The sequence below is a fragment of the Gordonia namibiensis NBRC 108229 genome (genome assembly GCF_000298235.1).
Taxonomy (GTDB): Bacteria; Actinomycetota; Actinomycetes; order Mycobacteriales; family Mycobacteriaceae; genus Gordonia; species Gordonia namibiensis.
In genome coordinates this window covers 1-20,341 of record NZ_BAHE01000037.1, presented here as the reverse complement: position 1 = coordinate 20,341, position 20,341 = coordinate 1, and the positions used below count along the sequence as shown (strand labels likewise).

Here is a 20,341-nt window from a genome sequence, read left to right as displayed (position 1 = left end):
GTCAGCCGAACGCCGACGGCGCGGCTTGGGCGTATGTGGGTATCGAGGCCACCGATTCGGCGGCCAGCACGGCGTCGACGATCGCCCGCTGGACGACGTCGGCCGCACATCGGGACACCTCGGCGATGATCGCCGCGTCCGCGTGCATCCCGGGCGGGGTGGCGGTCGCCGGGTCGCTCGACTCCGGTCGCACCGCACCGGTGGCGACGGCGAAGATGGTGTCGCCGTCGAGCGGCGAGTGGGCCGGGCGGATGGCCCGGCCGAGACCGTCGTGGCCGGCCATGGCGATACGGCGGGTCATCGCCGCGTCGAGCGCGGCATCGGTGGCGACGACTCCGATCGTGGTGTTCAGGACGGTGTGTTTCTTCGCGAGTTCGGCCAGGTGCGCGATGTCGGCGGCCTCGGGACGTCTGAGGCCCAGTTCGGCCAGTTCGTCCTCGCCGAGGTCCCACGGCAGCCCGGTCTTCGGGTCGATGACCGCGCCCACCGGGTTGGCGATCATCAGCGCACCGACGGTGATGCCGGCCGCCGGGCCGGTCTCGATCCTCACCGACGCGGTGCCGACGCCGCCTTTGAGCGCGCCGGCACGGGCACCGGCGCCGGCCCCGACACTGCCGACGGCGAAGTCGACGGCGGCCGCGCGGACCGCCTCGGCACCGAAGTCGGCGTCGGGCCGGTGATCCCACGCGCCGACCGGCAGGTCGAAGATGACCGCCGCGGGGACGATGGGCACCACGTGTCCCCTGGTGTCCATGGGCAGGCCGACACCCTCGGCCTCGAGCGCTCGCATCGCGCCGTCGGCCGTCGCAAGGCCGTAGGCGCTGCCGCCGCTGAGCACGATGGCGTGGGCGGTCTGCACGGTGTTCGACGGATCGAGCAGATCGGTTTCCCGGGTGCCCGGGCCTCCGCCGCGCACATCGACCGCCGCGATCGCGCCCGGCCCCGAGATCCGGACCACCGTGGTGCCGGTGGCCCAGCCGTGGCCGTCAGGTGCGCCGGCGGTGCCGGCCACCTCGGCGTCGGCGTCGACACGGTGACGGTGTCCGACGGTGATCCCGGCGACGTCGGTGATGCGGTCACCCGGGCGGGCGGGTCGTCCGATGGTGGTCACACCGGAGAACTGTAGGTCACATCACCGCTTCGACGAGCAGATCCTGCATCACGGTCAGCCAGTGATAGACGTCGAGATGGGCGGCGTGCGGATGGTCGGGCGGCAGCCGATCCGGGGTGTCCTCCGAGATGCCGAGCATCGCCCCGAGCGCGAGACGGACGTCGTTGAGAGCGGTGAGCCAGGCGGTCGCCTCGTCGACGGTGAGCGCGAGGTCGCCGCCCCCGTCCGGCAGCGTGTCGAGAAGTATGTGTGCCGCACCGAGTTTGGCGTCGATGATCTTCGGCTCGTTGACGCTCCGCAGCGCCGAGTTGAGCCGGCCGTTGACCACTTCTGCGGAGAGTTCCTCGTCCTGATCCGGCCGGTGGAAGTCCGGCAGCAGACGACCGAGGGTGGCGTCGTCCGGCGCATCGGAGTGGCCGATGCGGATGCCGGTGACCTCCGACAGCGCATCGCTCGGCGCGGTGTCGGCACGTTCGGTGAGGAGCTCACACATCGACGAGACCAGCGACGCGAGCAACTCGGCCTCGTGCGAGTCGAGTTGGGAGACGATCCGGATCGACTCGCCGCGGCCTTTGCGTTTCCAGGTGCGCACGCCTCAGTGTCTCCCCACCGTCGGATCATCCCCAGGCGAGGACGGTCCGGACCCGAGCCGCAACATCTCGGGCCCGGTCATGAATCGCGCTGCATGGTGGCCCACAGGCCGGCCGCGTGCAGTTTGCGCACGTCTCCCTCGACCTTGTCCCGATCGCCGCTGGAGACGACGGCCTTGCCCTCGGTGTGCACCTGCATCATGAGCTGATTGGCGTGCGACTCCGAGTAGCCGAAGATCTTCTGGAAGACGAAGGTCACGTACCGCATCAGATTGACGGGGTCGTCCCACACGACGGTCATCCAGGGTTTGTCGAGATCCGCCGCGCCGTCGGCCACTGCGGGTTCGGCAACCGCAGTACCGCCGGGGGTAGCCTCGTGCGCACGAGTTTCGTCAGGCGCCATGAGGACAAGGGTAACGCGATAGTGAGCATCGACAACACCGCGCTGCTGACCGACCAGTACGAACTGACCATGGTCGCGGCGGCACTCCGGCACCCGGTCGCGCACCGGCCGTGCGTGTTCGAGGTGTTCGCCCGCCGGCTTCCCGACGGTCGTCGGTACGGCGTCGTCGCGGGTACCGGACGTGTCCTCGCCGAGCTCGCCGAGTTCCGTTTCGGCGACGAGGAGATCGCCGTCGTGGAGCAGTTCCTCGACGCCGAGACCGTCGCGTGGCTACGCGACTACCGCTTCTCCGGTGACATCGACGGCTTCCGCGAGGGCGAGCTCTACTTCCCGGGCTCCCCGATCCTCACCGTCCGGGCGTCCTTCGCCGAGGCGGTCCTCCTCGAGACGTTGATCCTGTCGATCCTCAACCACGACAGCGCGATCGCCTCGGCCGCCGCCCGCATGGTCAGTGCGGCCGGCTCCCGCCCGATCATCGAGATGGGCTCCAGGCGCACCCACGAGCGCGCCGCCGTCGCCAGTGCCCGCGCCGCCTACCTCGCCGGTGTCGCCGCGACGTCGAACCTCGAGGCGAATCGCCGGTTCGGGGTGCCCAGCGCGGGCACCGCCGCCCATGCCTTCACCCTCGGCTTCACCGGGCCCGACGGCCCCGACGAGAAAGCCGCCTTCGCCGCACAGATCGAGGCGCTCGGCATCGACACCACATTGCTGGTCGACACCTACGACATCACCCAGGGCGTGCGGAACGCGATCGAGGTCGCCGGCCCCGGACTCGGCGCGGTGCGCATCGACTCCGGCGATCTCGGCGTGCTCGCGCGTCAGGTCCGCACGCAACTCGACGACCTCGGCGCGACGAACACCAAGATCGTGGTTTCCGGCGACCTCGACGAGTACGCGATCGCCTCGCTGCGCGCCGAGCCGGTGGACAGCTACGGGGTCGGGACCGCGCTGGTCACCGGTAGCGGCGCACCGACCGCGGGTATGGTCTACAAGCTCGTCGAGGTCGACGGCCTGCCCGTCGCCAAGCGGTCGAGCCACAAGGAATCGCGCGGCGGGGCCAAGGCGGCCGTGCGGGCCGCACGGGGCAGTGGGACGATCGTGGAGGAGATCGTCTACCGAGCCGACGGGCCACGCCCCGAGGCCGAGGGCGGTCTCCACCTCCGGGATCTGCAGATCCCGCTGGTCCGCGGCGGGGAGCCGGTGGCATCGCTGCCCTCGCTGACCGACGCGCGTGCCCACCTCGCGGCAGGGCTGGTGAGTCTGCCGTGGGAGGGCCTCGGCCTCTCGCACGGAGACCCGGCGGTGCCGACCCGCTACCAGCTCGGCTGACGAGCACATCCTTCGATCCGCCAGGGAGTACCTGATGAGCAGCGAACGCAGCGACGGCACCAAGCCGGCCGACGCGTTGGTCGTCGTCGACGTCCAGAACGACTTCTGTGAGGGCGGCTCCCTTGCGGTCAACGGCGGTGCCGCCGTCGCCCGGGCGATCACCAAGATCCTCGGCGAGTACCGGACCGTCGTCGCTACCCGCGACCACCACATCGATCCGGGCGCGCACTTCTCCGACGAGCCCGACTACGTCGACACCTGGCCGCCGCATTGCGTGGTGGGCACCGACGGCGTCGCGTTCCACCCCGAATTCGATTCCGCCGCAGCGCAGGCGGTCTTCTCCAAGGGCGAATACGACGCCGCGTACTCCGGTTTCGAGGGAATCGCCGAGGACGGGACCACCCTCGAGCAATGGCTTCGCGACCACAAGATCTCGTCGATCGACATCGCGGGCCTGACCACCGATCACTGCGTCCTCGCCACCGCACTCGACGCGGTGAAGGCGGGCTTCACGACCCGGGTGCTTCTCAACTTCACCGCGGGAGTCGGTACGGAGACCACGTCCGACGCGCTGTCGAGCATGCGTGAGGCCGGGGTCGAACTCGTGGGCGACCTGCTCTACGACGGCTCCTACGGCACGGGTTAATCCCCCGAGGGAACCGCAGAGGCCGCGGATCCGTCTGAAACCACACACCCATCTCGCCCATCTCGAACGAGGACCCCGGAACACCCCATGCCGAACACTCCCCCGGTGACCGAACTGCTCGACACCGCGGTCTCCGCGCTCGGCGGCCGTCGACGTGACGGGCAGGTCGCGATGGCCTCCGCCGTCGCACACGCCATCGACACCGGCGAGCATCTCGCCGTGCAGGCGGGCACGGGTACCGGAAAGTCGCTGGCGTATCTCGTACCCGCGATCCGGCACGCGGTGGAGACCGGCCGGACCGTCGTGGTGTCGACGGCGACGATCGCGTTGCAGCGGCAGCTGATCGAGCGCGACCTCCCCCGTCTCGCCGGGGCCCTCGCCAAGCCGATCGGCCGCAAGCCGACCTTCGCGATTCTCAAGGGCCGCGGAAACTACCTGTGCCTCAACAAGATCCACTCAGGAACGGCCGACGAGCCGGACACCGAGTTGTTCGATCCGTTCGAACTGTCCCGCACCGGACGCGAGGTCACCCGGCTGCGCGAGTGGAGCAGCGACACCGAGACCGGCGACCGCGACGACCTCGTCCCCGGTGTCGCCGACCGTGCCTGGCGCCAGGTCAGCGTTTCCGCGCGCGAATGCCTCGGCGCCGCCAACTGCTCCTACGGTGAGGATTGCTTCGCCGAGCAGGCCCGTCGCCAGTCCGGGAAGGTCGACGTGGTGGTGACCAACCACGCGTTGCTGGCCATCGATGCGACGAGCCCGGCGAACGTCCTGCCCGAACACGACGTGGTGATCATCGACGAGGCCCACGAACTCGTGGACCGGATGACCTCGGTGGCGACCGACGAACTGTCCACGTCCTCGATCGCGCTCGTCTCCCGGCGCGTGGGCAAGCTCGTCGACGAGGAGACGGCCGACGCGCTCCTCGGCGCCGGTGAGCAACTCGGCGAGCTCCTGGAGACCGCCCCGAAGGCGCAATGGACGCAGCTGCCTCCCGACGCGACCTCCGTGCTGGTGATGTTGCGTGACCGACTGTGGCAGACCCGGACCGCGATCGGCCCGGTGCGCGCGCCGGGGGCCGGTGACGACGGCGCGGCCGCGGCGCGGTCGGCGGCACTCACCTCGCTCGACGACATGCACGACACGGTCGTGCGCGTCCTCGGCGCCTTCGACGAACCCGACGAGTCCAAACGGCGTGACGTGGTGTGGGTCGGCCTCGACACCTCCCGGCGGGGTGCCGAACCCCGGCCGGTGCTGCACATCGCGCCGCTGTCGGTCGGTGGCCTCCTGCGGGCGTCGCTGTTCTCCAACTCGACGGTCGTCCTGACCTCCGCGACCCTGACAATCGGCGGCTCCTTCGACGCCCTGGCCGCGACGTGGGGCCTGCCCGCCTCCGGGCGCGGCACCGATCGTCCCGCCGCCGATGAGCCGGGCGACGACCCGACCACCGATCCGGCGGCCTCGCGCAACATCACCGCCAGCGGCAAGGCGGTGCCCTCCGACACGGGTTCGGCGCGGTGGACGGGCCTCGACGCTGGCTCCCCGTTCGACTACCCGAAGTCGTCGATCCTCTACGTGGCCCGGCACCTGCCCCGTCCCGACCGTTCGGGTATCGCGCCACGCACGATGGACGAGATCGCCCAGCTCGTCGACGCCGCCGGGGGCCGCACGCTGGGACTATTCTCGTCGATGCGCGCCGCCCGCGAGGCGGCCGAGGCCATCCGCGAACGCTGTGAGTACCCGGTGCTGTGCCAGGGCGACGACACCACCTCGACGCTGGTCAAACGCTTCGCCGAGGACCCCGAGACGTGCCTCTTCGGCACGCTGTCGCTGTGGCAGGGTGTCGACGTGCCCGGGCCCTCGCTGAGCCTGGTACTCATCGACCGCATCCCGTTCCCCCGCCCCGACGATCCCCTGCTGACCGCACGGCAACGCGCGGTCGACGCCCGGGGCGGCAACGGCTTCCTGTCCGTCGCAGCCAACCATGCGGCGCTGCTCCTCGCGCAGGGTGCGGGCCGATTACTGCGTTCGGTCGACGACCGCGGCGTCGTCGCGGTACTCGACTCCCGCCTGGCCACGGCGGGTTACGGGGGTTATCTACTCGCCTCGCTGCCGCCGATGTGGCGGACCACCGACCCCGCGGTCGTCCGCTCGGCGCTCAGCCGACTCACCGCGGCACCGCGCCCGGTGGGCTGATCGGCCCGCGGGGAGACACCCGACACGAGGACCGCGTACGACAAGACAATCGGCTACGCGGGGCACTAGGTTGGGTAGCGGTGATACCAACGCAGGCGAGACCGACAACGCACCCTGGCCAGTCGCAGGAGCTGACGAGAGGAGGCTTCGAGTGATCGGGCGCATGGGTATCGATGACATCGCACCCCTCGTCTCCGCAGGGCAACAGCCCGCGAAAGCCGTTGTGGGAGAATTCTTCCCGGTCAGCACCACCGCATGGCGCGAGGGCCACGACGCGATCGGCGTCACCCTGCACATCGAGGCACCGCAGCGCGGAACCATCGATATCCGCATGACGCCGGCGCCCGAACCGGACACGTTCAACGCCGCCTTCGTCCCCGACGCGGTCGGTTTCTGGTCGTACCGCATCGAGGCCTGGAGCGACCCGTACACCACCTGGCGGTCGGCGGTCATCAAGAAACTCGACGCCGGCCAGGGCGCCGCAGACCTGGCCAACGACCTCGAGGTCGGCGCCCGCATCCTCGAGCGCGCCGCCGAGGACATCGTCGACGAGAACCGCGAACTCCTGCTCGACGCCGTACGTCTGCTCCGCGCCCGACGCCGCCGGGTCGAGAACCGGGTGAGCCTGGCGATCTCCGAGGAGGTCGTCGAACTGCTCTACGACAACCCCGTCCGCGAGCTGGTCACCAAGAGCCGCACCTACCGCGTGTGGGTCGACCGCACGCGCGCCCTCTTCGGGTCCTGGTACGAGTTCTTCCCCCGCTCCACCGGCGGCTGGGACGGCGAGGGCAACCCGGTGCACGGCACCTTCCTCACCGCCACCGAGGACCTCCCCCGCATCGCCGGGATGGGCTTCGACGTCGTCTACCTCCCGCCGATCCATCCCATCGGCGAGATCAACCGCAAGGGGCGCAACAACACGCTCGTTGCCGGGCCGGACGACGTCGGTTCGCCGTGGGCCATCGGGTCGAAGGACGGCGGCCACGACGCGATCCACCCGCAGCTGGGTTCCGAGGAGGACTTCGAGTACTTCGTCGGTCGCGCCCGGGAACTGGGCCTCGAGGTCGCCCTCGACCTCGCCCTGCAGTGCGCACCCGACCACCCCTGGGCGACCGAACACCCCGACTGGTTCTTCATCCAGCCCGACGGCACGATCGCCTACGCGGAGAACCCGCCGAAGAAGTACCAGGACATCTACCCACTGAACTTCGACGACGACCGCAACGGCATCTACCGAGCGGTGCTTAAGGTGGTCCTGCACTGGGTCGGCCTGGGCGTCAACATCTTCCGCGTCGACAACCCGCACACCAAGCCGCCGAACTTCTGGGAGTGGCTGATCAGCGAGGTCAAGAAGCGGAACCCGGACGTGCTGTTCCTGTCCGAGTCGTTCACCCGGCCCGCGCGCCTGTACGGGCTCGCCCGGCTCGGGTTCACCCAGTCCTACACGTACTTCACCTGGAAGACGGAGAAGTGGGAACTCGAGCAGTTCGGTCGTGAACTGGCCGAGCACGCCGACGAGGCGCGCCCCAACCTGTTCGTGAACACCCCGGACATCCTCCACGAGAGCCTGCAACACGGCGGCCCGGGCATGTTCGCACTGCGCGCCGCCCTGGCCGCGACCCTCGCCCCGACCTGGGGCGTCTACAGCGGTTACGAACTCTACGAGCACGTCGCGGTCGCCGAGGGCAGCGAGGAGTACCTGGACTCCGAGAAGTACGAGCTGCGCCCGCGCGATTACAAGGCGGCCGCAAGCCGCGGTGAGTCGCTGGAGCCGTGGATCACCTCGCTCAACGAGATCCGCCGCCGACACCCCGCCCTGCAGCAGTTGCGGAACATCCACTTCCACCACGTCGACAACCCGTCGCTCATCGCCTACTCGAAGATCGACCCGGTGACCGGCGACCGCGTCGTGGTGGTCATCAATCTCAACCCGTACGCCGCCGAGGAATCGACCGTATGGCTCGACCTGCCCCGACTCGGATTCGAGTGGTACGACCACTTCTCGGTCCGCGACGAGGTGTCCGGCGAGGAGTACTGGTGGGGGCAGGACAATTACGTCCGGCTCGAGCCGTGGCGCGCGGTGGCCCACATCCTGGCCCTGCCGCCGCTCGATCCCGCCGCCGCCGCGCGACTCGCCTACCGAATCCAGTGAGGTGCCCGTGACCGATCGTCGTGATCCCGAGTCCCCCACCGACCCCGAGACGCCCACCGGCCCGGAGACGCCCGCCGGCGCCGCAGGTTCTCTCCCCGACCCGAAGGCGAACGATCACGACCTGCGCCGCCTCGACGCGCTGACCCATCCGGAGCCGCACGCGTTCCTCGGGGCGCACGACGCACCGGGCGGGACCACGATCCTGCGCACCCTTCGACCCGACGCGCTGTCGGTGTCCGCGGTCATCGGCGGCGTCGATCACCCGATGACCCGCCAGACCGACGACCTGTGGGTCGTCACCGTGCCGATCGCCGACCTGATGGACTACCGCTACCGGGTCGTCTACCCCGACGGTTCCGGCGGCACCGCCGAGTTCGTGGTCGCCGACGGCTACCGGTTCCTGCCGAGCCTCGGCGACATCGACATCCACCTGTTCAGCGAGGGCCGGCACGAGGCGCTGTGGGAGGCCCTCGGGGCGCGCGTGGTCTCCTACACCACCGCCGACGGCGAGGTCACCGGCACCGCGTTCTCGGTCTGGGCGCCGAACGCGCACGGTGTGGCCGTCATCGGGGACTTCAACCGGTGGACCGGCCGTGTGGCACCCATGCGCAAGATCGGGGTCAGCGGTGTCTGGGAGGTGTTCGTCCCCGACGTCGGCGACGGCGCGCACTACAAGTTCCGGGTGCACGGCGCCGACGGTGTGATCCGCGACAAGGCCGATCCGATGGCCTACCGGACCACACCCCCGCCGTCGACCGCGTCGGTCGTCACGCAGTCGCAGCACGTCTGGTCCGACGACGCCTGGATCGCGCGCCGGGAGGCCTCCTCGCCCGAGCGCGAGCCGATGAGCGTCTACGAGGTGCACCTGGCGTCGTGGCGTCAGGGCCTGGGTTACCGCGAGCTCGCCCATCAGCTCGCCGACTACGTCGTCGAGAAGGGCTTCACGCACGTCGAGTTCCTGCCGGTGGCCGAGCATCCCTTCGGTGGTTCCTGGGGTTATCAGGTGACGTCGTACTACGCGCCGACGGCCCGGTTCGGGACCCCTGACGACTTCCGCTATCTCGTCGACCACCTGCATTCGCGTGGCATCGCGGTGCTCGTCGACTGGGTGCCGGCGCACTTCCCCAAGGACGAATGGGCACTGGCCCGCTTCGACGGCACCCCGCTCTACGAGCACGCCGACCCGATGCGCGGCGAGCAACTCGACTGGGGCACCTACGTCTTCGACTTCGGCCGTCACGAGGTCCGCAACTTCCTCGTCGCCAATGCGCTGTTCTGGTTCAGCGAGTTCCACATCGACGGTCTGCGCGTCGATGCCGTCGCGTCGATGCTCTACCTCGACTACTCACGTCCCGACGGACAGTGGCGGCCCAACATCCACGGCGGCCGCGAGAACCTCGAGGCGGTGCAGTTCCTGCAGGAGACCAACGCGACGGTGCACAAGCATTTCCCCGGCGTCATCACCGTCGCCGAGGAGTCCACCGCCTGGCCGGGCGTCACCCGGATGACCGATCTCGGCGGCCTCGGTTTCAGCTTCAAATGGAACATGGGTTGGATGCACGACAGCCTCGACTACCTGTCGCGGGATCAGATCCACCGCAGCTTCCATCATCACGAGATCACCTTCTCGCTGATGTACGCATGGAGCGAGAACTTCGTGCTGCCGCTGTCGCACGACGAGGTCGTCCACGGCAAGGGCACGCTCTGGACGCGGATGCCCGGCGACTCCTTCACCAAGGCCGCCGGCGCACGCGTCTACCTCGCCTACATGTGGTCGCATCCCGGCAAGCAGCTGCTGTTCATGGGCCAGGAATTCGGCCAGGTCGGCGAGTGGGCCGACAACCGCAGCCTCGACTGGCATCAGCTCGAGGGCTGGGAGGGAGAACTGCATTCTGGGATCTCGGCGCTGGTCACCGACCTGAACCGGATCTACCGGGCATCCCCTGCGCTCTACACCCAGGACATCACGCCCCTCGGCTACGAGTGGATCGACGCCAACGACACCGCGAACAATGTGATCAGCTTCCTGCGTTTCGGGGAGGACGGCTCGGTCGTCGCCTGCATCTTCAACTTCTCCGGCTCGGACCGTGTCGACTATCAGGTCGGGCTGCCGCAGAGCGGGGTGTGGGAAGAGATCCTCAACACCGACGCCGACGCCTACAGCGGCGCAGGCCGCGGCAATCTCGGAGCGGTGACCGCCGACGGGCCGTCGTATCACGGCCGCCCCACCTCGGCCCGGGTCATGCTGCCGGCCAACTCCGCCATCTGGCTGGCTCCCCGCCGTCCGTAAACCCACCATTCATGGGCAAACCCAGCAGCGGTGCTGGGTTTGCCGATGAATGGTGGGTCTGCGGTCAGTAGAGCGCGCTGGCCAGCTTTCGCCGAGCGGACACCACGAACGGTTCGGCCGGATCGAACAGCTCGAACAGCTCGAGCAACCGCGTCCGGGCACGGGTGCGCTCCTCGCCGTTGGTCACGCGGACCACGTCGATGATGCGGTCGAAGGCCGCCTCGGGCTGCTGCGACAGCAGCAGGACATCCGCGGCCGCGAGCTGGGCGTCGATGTCACGCGGTGACGCGGTCTCGACGATGCTCGGATCGTGCGCCTGCGCGCGCAGGATGAACTCGAGGTTCCGCGCCGCCGACGCCGCCTCGACGTTCTCGGGTTCGGCCTCCGCGACCGCGCGGTAAGCGGCCAGCGCTCCGTCGAAGTCGCCGTCGTTGAGCTTCTCCTCGGCGGCCAGCATGCGCGGATCGGTCTGCTCGGGCTCGGGTGCCGCACCGGCGGGAGCGTCCGGCAGCACATTGCCGACCTGCGCGAAGATCTCGTCGATCCACGCGGTGATCTCCGCCTCGGACCGGACCCCGTTGAACGCGGTGACCGGTTGTCCCTGCACGATCGCGACCACCATCGGGATCGACTGCACCCGGAAGGCCTGCGAGATGCGGGGATTGGCGTCGACGTCGACCTTCGCGAGCACCCAGCGGCCCCCGCTCTCGGCGGCGAGACGCTCGAGGACCGGCGAGAGCTGCTTGCACGGCCCGCACCATTCGGCCCACAGGTCGACGACGACGAGCTGCTGCATCGACCGGTTGAGAACCTCGGCCTCGAAGGTCTCCTCGGTGACGTCGATGACGCTCGCACCGGCCGCCGCGGGGGGTGCGGGCGGGGGCGGTGTGCCGGCGCCCGGGGTCTCGTCCGGTTGCGCCTGCGCGCGCTGGGTGGCCTGGGCCCGCTGCGACTGGGCGCGTTGGGCTTCGGCCCGTTCCTTGATTCCGCCGAGATCGACGGCACCGGTCATGGCCATGGCGGCAGCAGCCTGCTGACGGGCCGCCGCGGCGGCCTGCTGACGATTGGTTGGTCGCGTCACTCCTCTAGTGTGGCACGGCCACCCGGGCTCGACGACCGAGGTTCGCCCAGCGCGGACACCGGTCGTTCGCGCGGGCGGACCACACCGGCGAAGAACACGGCCAGCAACAGTGCGGCCAGCGCTGCGAGCAGTCCGGTGTCGAGACTCGTTCGGCTGCTGATGAACCCGACGACGGCGGGACCGGCGAGCATGCCGAGATACCCGCAGCCGACGACGATCGAGATCGTCCGGCCACCCGCGGAATCGGTGAGGTTGCCCGCGGCGGTGAAGATCTGCGGGATGAGGCCGGCCAGTCCCAGACCGAAGACGGCCCATCCGGCGACGGCGAGTGCGGGTACCGGGGAGGCGATCGCGATCGTCATTCCGGCCATGCCGACGAGCGCGCCGACCCGGAGCACGCGGACCGCACCCACCGCGGCCACCACCGGGTCGATGACGAATCTCGCGATGGTCATGGTCGCGCTGAACGCACCGAAGGCGATCGCGCCGATCGCCTCGCTGGTCCCGTGGCTCTCGACGATGTGCAGGGCACTCCAGTCGTAGGCGGTGCCCTCGGCGAGCATCAGCCCGAAGGCGACGACCGCGAGGAGCACCAGTCGACGCCGGTCGATGTCGTGCCACCACGACCCGGTGCCGGTGGACGATGTGTCCGACGACGGGCTCGCCGCGGGCGTCTCGTCGTGTCCGACCAGGTGACGCGCCACCACGGTGACCGCCACGAAACCCACGATCGCCGCGCATGCGACCGTCGGCACGACCCCGACGTCAGCCCACAGCGTCGCGGCGACCACGCCGGAACCGACGAGGCTGCCCGCCGAGAAGAACCCGTGGAACGACGACATGATCGGTCGGCGATAGGCGCGCTCGACCGCGACGGCCTGGGCGTTCATCGAGATGTCGAGACACCCGTTCGCGAAGCCGAAGGCCGCGAGGGCGGCGCCGAGGGTGAGCGTGTCGACGGCCAGGACCGGCGTGATGATGACACCCGACAGGAGCAGGGCGGCAACGGTGGTCAGCGGTTTAGAACCCCAGCGGTCGATGAGGGGGCCACACACCTGCATGCCGACGAACGCGGAACCGCCGAGCAGCAGCAACAGACCGCCCAGTTCGTCGTGTCCGACGTCGGTGCGTTCACTGATGACCGGGATGTGTGCCACCCACATGGCGGCGAGGAAACCGTTGAGAGCGAAGACCGTGGCGACCGCCCGCCGGGAGCGGCGGAGTTCGGTCGCGAGGTGCACCTGCACTCAGGAGCCCGAACCCAGGTGGCGTTCCACCCGCTCGACCTTGCCCGTGAGTTCGCCGGTGTGCCCGGGACGGATGTCGGCCTTGAGCACCAGACCCACGCGCGGAGCATGGGCGGCGACGGCGTCGGTGGCGGCCTTGACCACCGCCATCACCTCGTCCCAGTCGCCCTCGAGGTAGGTGAACATCGAGGTGGTCTGATGCGGGAGCCCGGAGGCGCGCACCACCTCGACGGCGGCCGCGACCGCCGCACTCATCCCGCCGTCGTCGTCGACGGCGGTTCCGCCCGAGGGCGTGAGGCTGAATGCGACGATCAGTGGACTACCTCCGGATCAGGCGGCTGGATCAGGCGGGGGCCTGCTGCGTCGACTGTCCGGTCGACAGCTCGGCGAGGTGGCCGTTGCGCTTGACCCACCACTCGAAGACGATCGTGCCGAACGGCGGGATGCTCGACGCGAGTGCCAGCAGGGTCACGATCGGGATGCCGATGCGTCGACCGCCGAGCGGGATCTCCCACTTCACGTCGTTCCACTTGAGCTGGTACGCGGTGATCAGGGCGACGATCACGAAGATGATGAAGACGGCACCGTGGGTGGCGCCGGGAAGTGCGATGGCCTCGGGGTCGTCGTTGACGCGCTTGAGGACCATCCCGACGATCAGCCACGCCCAGGTGATCGCCTCCGCCACGGCGACGAGGCGGAAGCGCTTGGCGGGCGTGCTCAGGTCGAAGAAAGACAGCATGTTCCCCATTGTGCCTGCCGGCGGAGACTTCTACGACAAAGTGTCGTAGAAGTCTCCTTCAGCGGATCTGTCAGGCCTTCGGGACGCGGACGATCAGGGCATCGCCCTGGCCGCCTGCACCGCACAGTGCGGCCGCGCCGACGCCGCCGCCGCGACGCTGCAGTTCGAGGGCGAGGTGCAGGGTGATCCGGGCACCGGAGGTACCGATCGGGTGGCCGACGGCGATCGCTCCGCCGTTGACGTTGATCTTGTCCTCGTCGACGCCGAGCTGCTGGGCCGAGGCCAGGCCGACCGCGGCGAAGGCCTCGTTGATCTCGATGAGGTCGAGGTCGGCGGGGGCGATGCCCTCACGGGCACAGGCCTTGGCGATCGCGTTGGCCGGCTGCGCCTGCAGGCTGGAGTCCGGACCCGCGACGACGCCGTGGGCACCGATCTCGGCGAGCCAGGTCACGCCCAGCTCCTCCGCCTTGGCCTTGGACATCACGACGACCGCGGCGGCACCGTCGGAGATCTGCGAGGAGTTGCCCGCGGTGATGGTGCCGTCCTTGCGGAAGGCGGGGCGCAGACCCGACAGCGACTCGGCGGTGGTGTTGGCACGGATGCCCTCGTCCTCGGCGAACTGGATCGGGTCACCCTTGCGCTGCGGGATCGAGACCGGCACGACCTCGTCGTCGAACACGCCGTTCTTCCAGGCGGCGGCGGCGAGCTGGTGGCTGCGGGCTGCGAACTCGTCCTGCTGCTCGCGGGTGAAGCCGTCCTTGTCGTTGCCCTGCTCGGTGAGAGCACCCATCGGCTGATCGGTGAAGGCATCGTGCAGGCCGTCGAACGCCATGTGGTCGACGAGCTCGGTGTTGCCGTACTTGAACCCACCGCGGCTGTTCGGCAGCAGATGCGGGGCCTGGGTCATCGACTCCTGGCCGCCGGCGACGACGACGTCGAACTCACCGGCGCGGATGAGCTGGTCGGCGAGCGCGATGGCGTCGATACCCGAGAGGCACATCTTGTTGATGGTCAGGGTCGGGACGTCCCAGCCGATACCGGCCTTGATCGCGGCCTGACGAGCCGGCATCTGACCTGCCCCCGCGGTCAGCACCTGGCCCATGATCACGTATTGGACCTCCGAGGCCGGGACCCCGGACCTCTCCAGGGCGCCCTGGATCGCCACCGCACCCAGGTCGACGCCACTGAAGTCCTTCAGCGAGCCCAGGAGGCGGCCGAAAGGAGTACGTGCGCCGGCGACGATGACCGTCGTGTTGTCAGCAGTCGAGGACATGGAAAGGAACCTCCGGGGGTGGTCGTGCGAGGGGCTACCGAGCGCCCGCTCTGTGCGCTCTACCCCTCAACGCTACCGTTGTGACATGAGCACCTCTGCATCTGACCCCAGCACTTCTGCCGGCGCGACCGCGCTGATCTCCGACCTGGTCGTCGCAATCGACCACGTCGGTATCGCCGTTCCGGACCTGGACGCTGCCAAAGAGTGGTATGCGACACACCTCGGCTTCGAGACGCTCCACCAGGAGACCAATGCCGAGCAGGGTGTCGAGGAGGCCATGGTCGGCCCCGCCGGTGGTGGCGCCGTCATCCAGCTCCTCGCCCCGCTGAACGAGGAGTCGACGATCGCGAAGTTCATCGATCGCAACGGACCCGGACTGCAGCAGCTCGCGGTCCGCGTGACCGACGTCGACGCCGTCATGGCCCGCCTCACCGAGGCCGGGGTCCGCGTCCTCTACCCCGCCGCCAAGCGGGGCACCGCGAACTCGCGCATCAACTTCGTCCATCCCAAGGATGCGGGGGGCGTCCTCCTCGAGCTCGTCGAGCCGGCCGCCGACGCAGCGCACTGATCGTTTCCACGCTCCACCTCGGCCCAAAACCGTTCGGCCGCTGACGAAATCCTCTCGGTTCGCACCCGGCCGCACGCTGAGACGAATGCCGATGACGGCGCGTGGACACCCGAGTGGTCGTCCACGCGCCGCCACCGAAGGGCGTGTCACCGATAAGGCCGACACCGCACCCCGCCCGGCTCCGACCGGGCTTCGACAGCCGGGCGTCTCGGATACACTGGCCCGCATGCCAGGTCCCGCACGGCAATTGCCCTTCGCGATCGTGATGCGCGGTTATGACCGTGAGCAGGTCGCCGACCATCTCCAGCGACTCGATGCCGAGTTGCGGGTTCTCGCCGCCGATCGCGACGCCGCCACCGCCAACGCCCACGAGCTCGCCTCCCATCTCGAAGAGGCGCGCGACGAGATCGCCGAACTCCGGCGCGAGATCGACAAACTCTCGGTGCCGCCCACCACCGCTCAGGGAATGAGTGAGCGCCTCTCACGCATGCTCCAACTCGCCTCCGACGAGGCCTCGGAGATGCGCGCCGAGGCATCCGCCGAAGCCGCCGAGACTCTTTCGATCGCACGCCAGGAAGCCGCCGACATGCGCTCCGAGGCGGCCGCCGAGGCCGAGCGGATCCGCAGCGAGGCGCAGGCGGCGGCGAAGAAGCTCGTCGACGAGGCCTCGGCCCGCGCCCGCCAGGTCAAGGAGACCGCCGCGGCCAACGAGTCCGAGTCGGCACGCCTCATCGCCGAGCGCACCGCGGCGATGGAGGCCGAGCACACCAAGACGATGAAGGCGGCCAACGACGAGGCCCGCCGCATCGTCGAGAAGGCAAAGGCCGAAGTCGCCGAGCTGGAAGCCGTCAGCGAACGTGAACGCGCCGCCGAACGCGAACGTCACGATGCCGAACTCGCCGACCAGCGTGAGCGCGCACTCGACGAGGCCAACCACATCCGGCAGACCGCGCTCGACATCGCCGGCGAACGCCTCAACCGGTCGCGCGAGATGGCGCAGGCGGCCGACCGAGCGCGCCAGGAGATCGCGGCCAACCTGGGTCAGCTCCGCGACAAGCTCGCCGAACTGCCCGAGTTGCTGGCGCAGCCGGAGGACTCCGAGTACGACGTGCTCTCCGACACCGACGATCTCGAGCTGCTCAATCGCAAGCTGTCGCCGGAGGCCCGCGCCAACGCCTGAGCGGCATTCCGCGGGTCAGGTGTTCCGCAGTCGGAGCACCTCAGTAGGAAGCTGAAGCTAGCTCTGAGTCGGCTCAGAAGAGCCGGAACTCCGTGCTCTCCGCACCGCGCAGGGCTTCGTAATCCAGCACGACGCAACGTATTCCACGGTCTTCGGCGAGGGTTCGCGCCTGCGGCTTGATCTGCTGCGCGGCGAAGACACCGGCCACCGGGGCCAGTGTGGTGTCGCGGTTGAGCAGTTCCAGGTAGCGGCTGAGCTGCTCGACGCCGTCGATCTCGCCGCGTCGTTTGATCTCCACGGCCACCGTCGCGCCAGTGGCGTCGCGGCAGAGCAGGTCGACCGGTCCGATCGCCGTCATGTACTCGCGGCGGATGAGGGTGTGGCCGGGCCCGAGGGTCTCCACGTGTTCGGCGAGCAGTTCCTGCAGATGCGCCTCGACGCCGTCCTTGACCAGACCCGGGTCGATGCCGAGCTCATGCTGTGAGTCGTGCTCGATCGACGCGATGGTGATCCGCAGTTCTTCGCCGGCCTTGTTGGTGACGACCCAGTAGGCCTCTGCCTCGGTGCCCTCGGGGACGGCGGCCTCGGTGAGCCAGCACGGCGGGCTCATCCAGTTTAGCGGCTTGTAGGCGCGGTCGTCGGCGTGGACGCTCACCGACCCGTCGGACTTGATCAGAAGCAGACGCTTGGCCATGGGCAGATGGGCGGTCAGCCGCCCGACGTAATCGACCTGGCACTCCGCGATGACGAGACGCACGAGCCCACCCTAGGGCATCGGCTGCACCGTTCTCACGCCCCCGCGCCGTTCCTCACGTTCCCGCGGCGGGCCCTGAGGAGCGACCGGAGCCTGAGGAGGACGCCCCCTACCGCTCCCTGAGGAGCGACCGGAGCCTGCGGAGGACGCCCCCTACCGCTCCCTGAGGAGCGACCGGAGCCTGCGGAGGACGCCCCCTACCGCTCCCTGAGGAGCGACCGGAGCCTGCGGAGGACACGTCTCGAAGGGTCACTGGTCGTAGTAGTGCTTGAGCATGAAGGTCTCCGCGTCGATGACCGCATCCTCCATCGTCGTGTGGACGTGCGGGAGGGTCGGATCGAAGCCCTTGAGGTCGACCGGCGCATCGGGATTCGGGGTGAGCCACTCCTCGCGCTGCCGTTCCACACTGGCTCGCACGACGCCGTCGGGATCGACAAGCGCCGCACGACGACCACTGTCGGCGAGCAGTCGTTTGATGCTGAGCACCATGGTCCGCGCGACCGCGTCGATGACACCGAGTCGTGAGATCTCGACGATCACCACGGTGAAGTCGTCCATGTCGGCCACGAGACGCCGGTGAACGCTCTCGGCCCCGGCGAAGGTCAGGTCGCCCTGCAACTCGTAGACGCGGATCCGGTCGCGGCAGGTGCGCAGATAACTGCGCTCGCGTTCGCTCCACTCCGAGCTCACCGGGGTGTCGGTGAGGTCGTAGACCGTGCGGATGGTCACCCGGCTCTCGCGGGTGACGTTGAACATGTGGAGCCCGAGGTCCTTCGACAGGTGCTGGCACGTCTCGACGCCACGGACGCTGTTGCCGTGCTCGTCGAGTCGCGGCGAGTACACCCCGATTCCCAGCTGCCCCGGCAGCACGGCGAGGATGCCGCCGCCCACGCCGCTCTTGGCGGGCAGGCCGACCGAGGTGACCCAGTCGCCGGCCCCGTCGTACATGCCGCAGGTGGTCATCACGCTGAGCAGCCGCTGGGCGATCTCATGGGTGAACACCAGACGGCCGGTGCGCGGATTGAGGCCACCGTTGGCGATGGTCGCGCCGATGCCGGCGAGATCGTCGGTCGTCACCCGGATCGAGCACTGGCGGTAGTAGAGGTCGATGGCCGCATCCGGATCGGTGTCCAGCGCACCGAAGCTGTCGAGCATGTACGCGATCGCGCGGTTACGCGAGCCGGTGGCCGACTCAGACGCGTAGACCTCCTCGTCCATCGAGAGACGACGACCCGCACAGCCCGAGTAGAAGTCGAGGATCTCGGCGAAGGCCGACTCGATGTCGGCAGCGGTCACGTCACGAGTCGCCGGGAGCAGCATGGACGCCGCGAAGATGGCTCCGGCGTTGATCATCGGGTTCTTGGGGCGCCGGCGATCGTCGACGCTGATCTCGTTGAAGGCCTCACCCGACGGTTCGACGCCGATCTTGGCGTCCACCGCGGCGACCCCGTGCTTTCGTAGGGCCATCGCGTACGTAAGGGGCTTCGACACCGACTGAATGGTGAAGGTCGTGGTGGAATCCCCGTGCGAGTACGTGAAGCCGTCATGGACACACATCGACAACCCGTATCCCTCGGGATCGACGACGGCCAGTTCGGGGATGTAGTCGGCGACGTGGCCGGACAGGTCGTCACGAACGTTGTCCATGATGTGGCGGAGATAGCCGTCGACAAGGGATTCCATGGGGCAATCTAAGCGTGTCCAGCGGCGATCGGGTAGCTGACGCGGCGGACGACGGGACGAGGCACACAACAGCCGGGAATCCGGCACAGACGTGACTAGGCTGGGGCCCGAGTGAGTTCCGCCCCGAGGAGACAGTTGGGAGCACCGATGAAGCTGCTCGTCGCATACATCGCCACCTCCGGGGGCGAGGACGCGGTGGCCCTGGGTGCGTGCCTGGCACGCACCTTCGACGCCGAACTCGAGATCTGCATCGTCATCCCGCCCGAACCGGCCGGGGCCGACGACGCGGTGGAGAGACTCTCCGACGCCCTCGACAGCGCAGCACGACGCTGGCTCGACGAGGCGGCCGCTCGTCTACCCGACGACATCGAGACCACGACGACCATCGCCGAGCACGCCAACCCGGCCGAGGGACTCATCATCGAGGCCCGACGCACCAATTCAGACATCCTCGTCATCGGCGGAGCCGGCGGAGGGATCAGCGGTCGGCACACGCTCGGAACGGTCGTCAACGACATCCTGCATTCGTCGCCCATCCCGGTGGCGGTCGCACCGCCCGGTTTCGCGCATCTCGGCGCCGACGAGGTCCGGGAGATCACCGTGACCATCGGTGACCGTCCGGGTGCGCCCCTGCTGTTCGAGACCGCCATCCGCAGTGGCATCCGAGCTCATCGGCCGATCCGACTGGTGTCCATTCTCGCGATCGACGACATGCAGCCCTGGCGGAACGTCCCCGAGGACACAGCGATCGAATCTGCTCGCGCACATGCCCAACAGGCCCTCGACGAAGCGAGAACCCAACTGCCGGAGAACTTCCCGGTCACATCGACGGTCGCCCAGGGCTCCACCATCGAGGAAGCGGTCGAGGCGCTCGAGTGGCACGACGGCGATGTAGTGATGGTCGGTTCGAGCCGGCTGGCCGCCCCGAACACGTTGTTCCTGGGTTCCACAGCTGCGAAGATCCTCCGCGCGGTCTCCGTCCCGATGATCGTGGTGCCCAAGGGCACCGACTGACCCTGCCGCCGCCGGCTCGGGGTTTCGTAGAAGTTGTGCGCGCTATAGCCGCATTGTCTCTACATCCTGGCGGGCCCGTGCTGGT

18 protein-coding genes are annotated in these 20,341 nt (G+C 69.0%); 8 read left to right on the top strand and 10 right to left on the bottom strand.

Features of this window, described 5'->3' with window-relative positions:
- Position 1: 1 nt before the first annotated feature.
- The 3 genes from GONAM_RS17435 to clpS all read right to left on the bottom strand — a co-directional run bounded on the left by GONAM_RS17435 (position 2) and on the right by clpS (position 2,104).
- Complete coding sequence (locus tag GONAM_RS17435; protein ID WP_006868080.1) at positions 2 to 1,111, bottom strand: P1 family peptidase; 1,110 nt, start codon at positions 1,109 to 1,111, stop codon at positions 2 to 4.
- Positions 1,112 to 1,127: 16 nt separating this feature from the next.
- Complete coding sequence (gene aosR / locus GONAM_RS17430) at positions 1,128 to 1,703, bottom strand: oxidative stress transcriptional regulator AosR (RefSeq protein ID WP_006868079.1); 576 nt, start codon at positions 1,701 to 1,703, stop codon at positions 1,128 to 1,130.
- A 77-nt stretch (positions 1,704 to 1,780) separates the two neighbouring features.
- Positions 1,781 to 2,104 (bottom strand): ATP-dependent Clp protease adapter ClpS, encoded by a 324-nt coding sequence (gene clpS / locus GONAM_RS17425; protein WP_040536833.1) that lies wholly within the window; start codon positions 2,102 to 2,104, stop codon positions 1,781 to 1,783.
- A gap of 21 nt (positions 2,105 to 2,125) precedes the next feature.
- Here clpS and GONAM_RS17420 point away from each other — a divergent pair, with 21 nt between their 5' ends.
- The 5 genes from GONAM_RS17420 (at position 2,126) to glgB (ending at position 10,717) form a co-directional block, all read left to right on the top strand.
- Positions 2,126 to 3,433, top strand: a complete 1,308-nt coding sequence (locus GONAM_RS17420; RefSeq protein ID WP_006868077.1) for a nicotinate phosphoribosyltransferase — start codon at positions 2,126 to 2,128, stop codon at positions 3,431 to 3,433.
- Positions 3,434 to 3,467: 34 nt separating this feature from the next.
- Positions 3,468 to 4,079, top strand: coding sequence for an isochorismatase family protein (locus GONAM_RS17415; RefSeq protein ID WP_006868076.1), 612 nt, complete (start codon positions 3,468 to 3,470; stop codon positions 4,077 to 4,079).
- A gap of 87 nt (positions 4,080 to 4,166) precedes the next feature.
- Positions 4,167 to 6,275: an ATP-dependent DNA helicase gene (locus tag GONAM_RS17410; protein WP_006868075.1), complete on the top strand. Its 2,109-nt coding sequence runs from the start codon at positions 4,167 to 4,169 to the stop codon at positions 6,273 to 6,275.
- Between the two features lie 151 nt (positions 6,276 to 6,426).
- Positions 6,427 to 8,427 carry a maltotransferase domain-containing protein gene (locus GONAM_RS17405; RefSeq protein ID WP_006868074.1) on the top strand — a complete coding sequence of 667 codons (2,001 nt, stop codon included), beginning with the start codon at positions 6,427 to 6,429 and terminating at the stop codon, positions 8,425 to 8,427.
- Between the two features lies 1 nt (position 8,428).
- Positions 8,429 to 10,717: a 1,4-alpha-glucan branching protein GlgB gene (gene glgB / locus GONAM_RS17400; RefSeq protein ID WP_040536831.1), complete on the top strand. Its 2,289-nt coding sequence runs from the start codon at positions 8,429 to 8,431 to the stop codon at positions 10,715 to 10,717.
- A 64-nt stretch (positions 10,718 to 10,781) separates the two neighbouring features.
- Here glgB and GONAM_RS17395 read toward each other — a convergent pair whose 3' ends face one another.
- The 5 genes from GONAM_RS17395 to GONAM_RS17375 all read right to left on the bottom strand — a co-directional run bounded on the left by GONAM_RS17395 (position 10,782) and on the right by GONAM_RS17375 (position 15,057).
- Positions 10,782 to 11,735 carry a tetratricopeptide repeat protein gene (locus GONAM_RS17395; RefSeq protein WP_006868072.1) on the bottom strand — a complete coding sequence of 318 codons (954 nt, stop codon included), beginning with the start codon at positions 11,733 to 11,735 and terminating at the stop codon, positions 10,782 to 10,784.
- Positions 11,736 to 11,794: 59 nt separating this feature from the next.
- Positions 11,795 to 13,045 (bottom strand): MFS transporter, encoded by a 1,251-nt coding sequence (locus GONAM_RS17390; protein WP_006868071.1) that lies wholly within the window; start codon positions 13,043 to 13,045, stop codon positions 11,795 to 11,797.
- Positions 13,046 to 13,360 carry a thiamine-binding protein gene (locus tag GONAM_RS17385; protein ID WP_040536829.1) on the bottom strand — a complete coding sequence of 105 codons (315 nt, stop codon included), beginning with the start codon at positions 13,358 to 13,360 and terminating at the stop codon, positions 13,046 to 13,048.
- Between the two features lie 28 nt (positions 13,361 to 13,388).
- Positions 13,389 to 13,784, bottom strand: coding sequence for a DUF3817 domain-containing protein (locus GONAM_RS17380; protein ID WP_040536842.1), 396 nt, complete (start codon positions 13,782 to 13,784; stop codon positions 13,389 to 13,391).
- Positions 13,785 to 13,854: 70 nt separating this feature from the next.
- Entirely contained in the window at positions 13,855 to 15,057 is a 1,203-nt protein-coding gene (locus GONAM_RS17375; protein WP_006868068.1) for an acetyl-CoA C-acetyltransferase, read from the bottom strand.
- A gap of 85 nt (positions 15,058 to 15,142) precedes the next feature.
- Here GONAM_RS17375 and mce point away from each other — a divergent pair, with 85 nt between their 5' ends.
- Together mce and GONAM_RS17365 are read left to right on the top strand one after the other, a co-directional pair.
- A complete protein-coding gene (mce, locus tag GONAM_RS17370) occupies positions 15,143 to 15,625 on the top strand; it encodes a methylmalonyl-CoA epimerase (RefSeq protein ID WP_040536827.1) in 483 nt (160 codons plus the stop codon).
- 226 nt (positions 15,626 to 15,851) lie between these two features.
- Positions 15,852 to 16,805 carry a coiled-coil domain-containing protein gene (locus GONAM_RS17365; RefSeq protein ID WP_040536825.1) on the top strand — a complete coding sequence of 318 codons (954 nt, stop codon included), beginning with the start codon at positions 15,852 to 15,854 and terminating at the stop codon, positions 16,803 to 16,805.
- 73 nt (positions 16,806 to 16,878) lie between these two features.
- Here GONAM_RS17365 and nucS read toward each other — a convergent pair whose 3' ends face one another.
- Both nucS and glsA read right to left on the bottom strand, forming a co-directional pair.
- Positions 16,879 to 17,562, bottom strand: coding sequence for an endonuclease NucS (gene nucS, locus GONAM_RS17360; RefSeq protein ID WP_006868065.1), 684 nt, complete (start codon positions 17,560 to 17,562; stop codon positions 16,879 to 16,881).
- Between the two features lie 246 nt (positions 17,563 to 17,808).
- Positions 17,809 to 19,242: a glutaminase A gene (gene glsA, locus GONAM_RS17355; RefSeq protein WP_006868064.1), complete on the bottom strand. Its 1,434-nt coding sequence runs from the start codon at positions 19,240 to 19,242 to the stop codon at positions 17,809 to 17,811.
- Positions 19,243 to 19,389: 147 nt separating this feature from the next.
- Here glsA and GONAM_RS17350 point away from each other — a divergent pair, with 147 nt between their 5' ends.
- Entirely contained in the window at positions 19,390 to 20,256 is an 867-nt protein-coding gene (locus GONAM_RS17350) for a universal stress protein (protein ID WP_006868063.1), read from the top strand.
- The last annotated feature ends 85 nt before the right edge of the window (positions 20,257 to 20,341 follow it).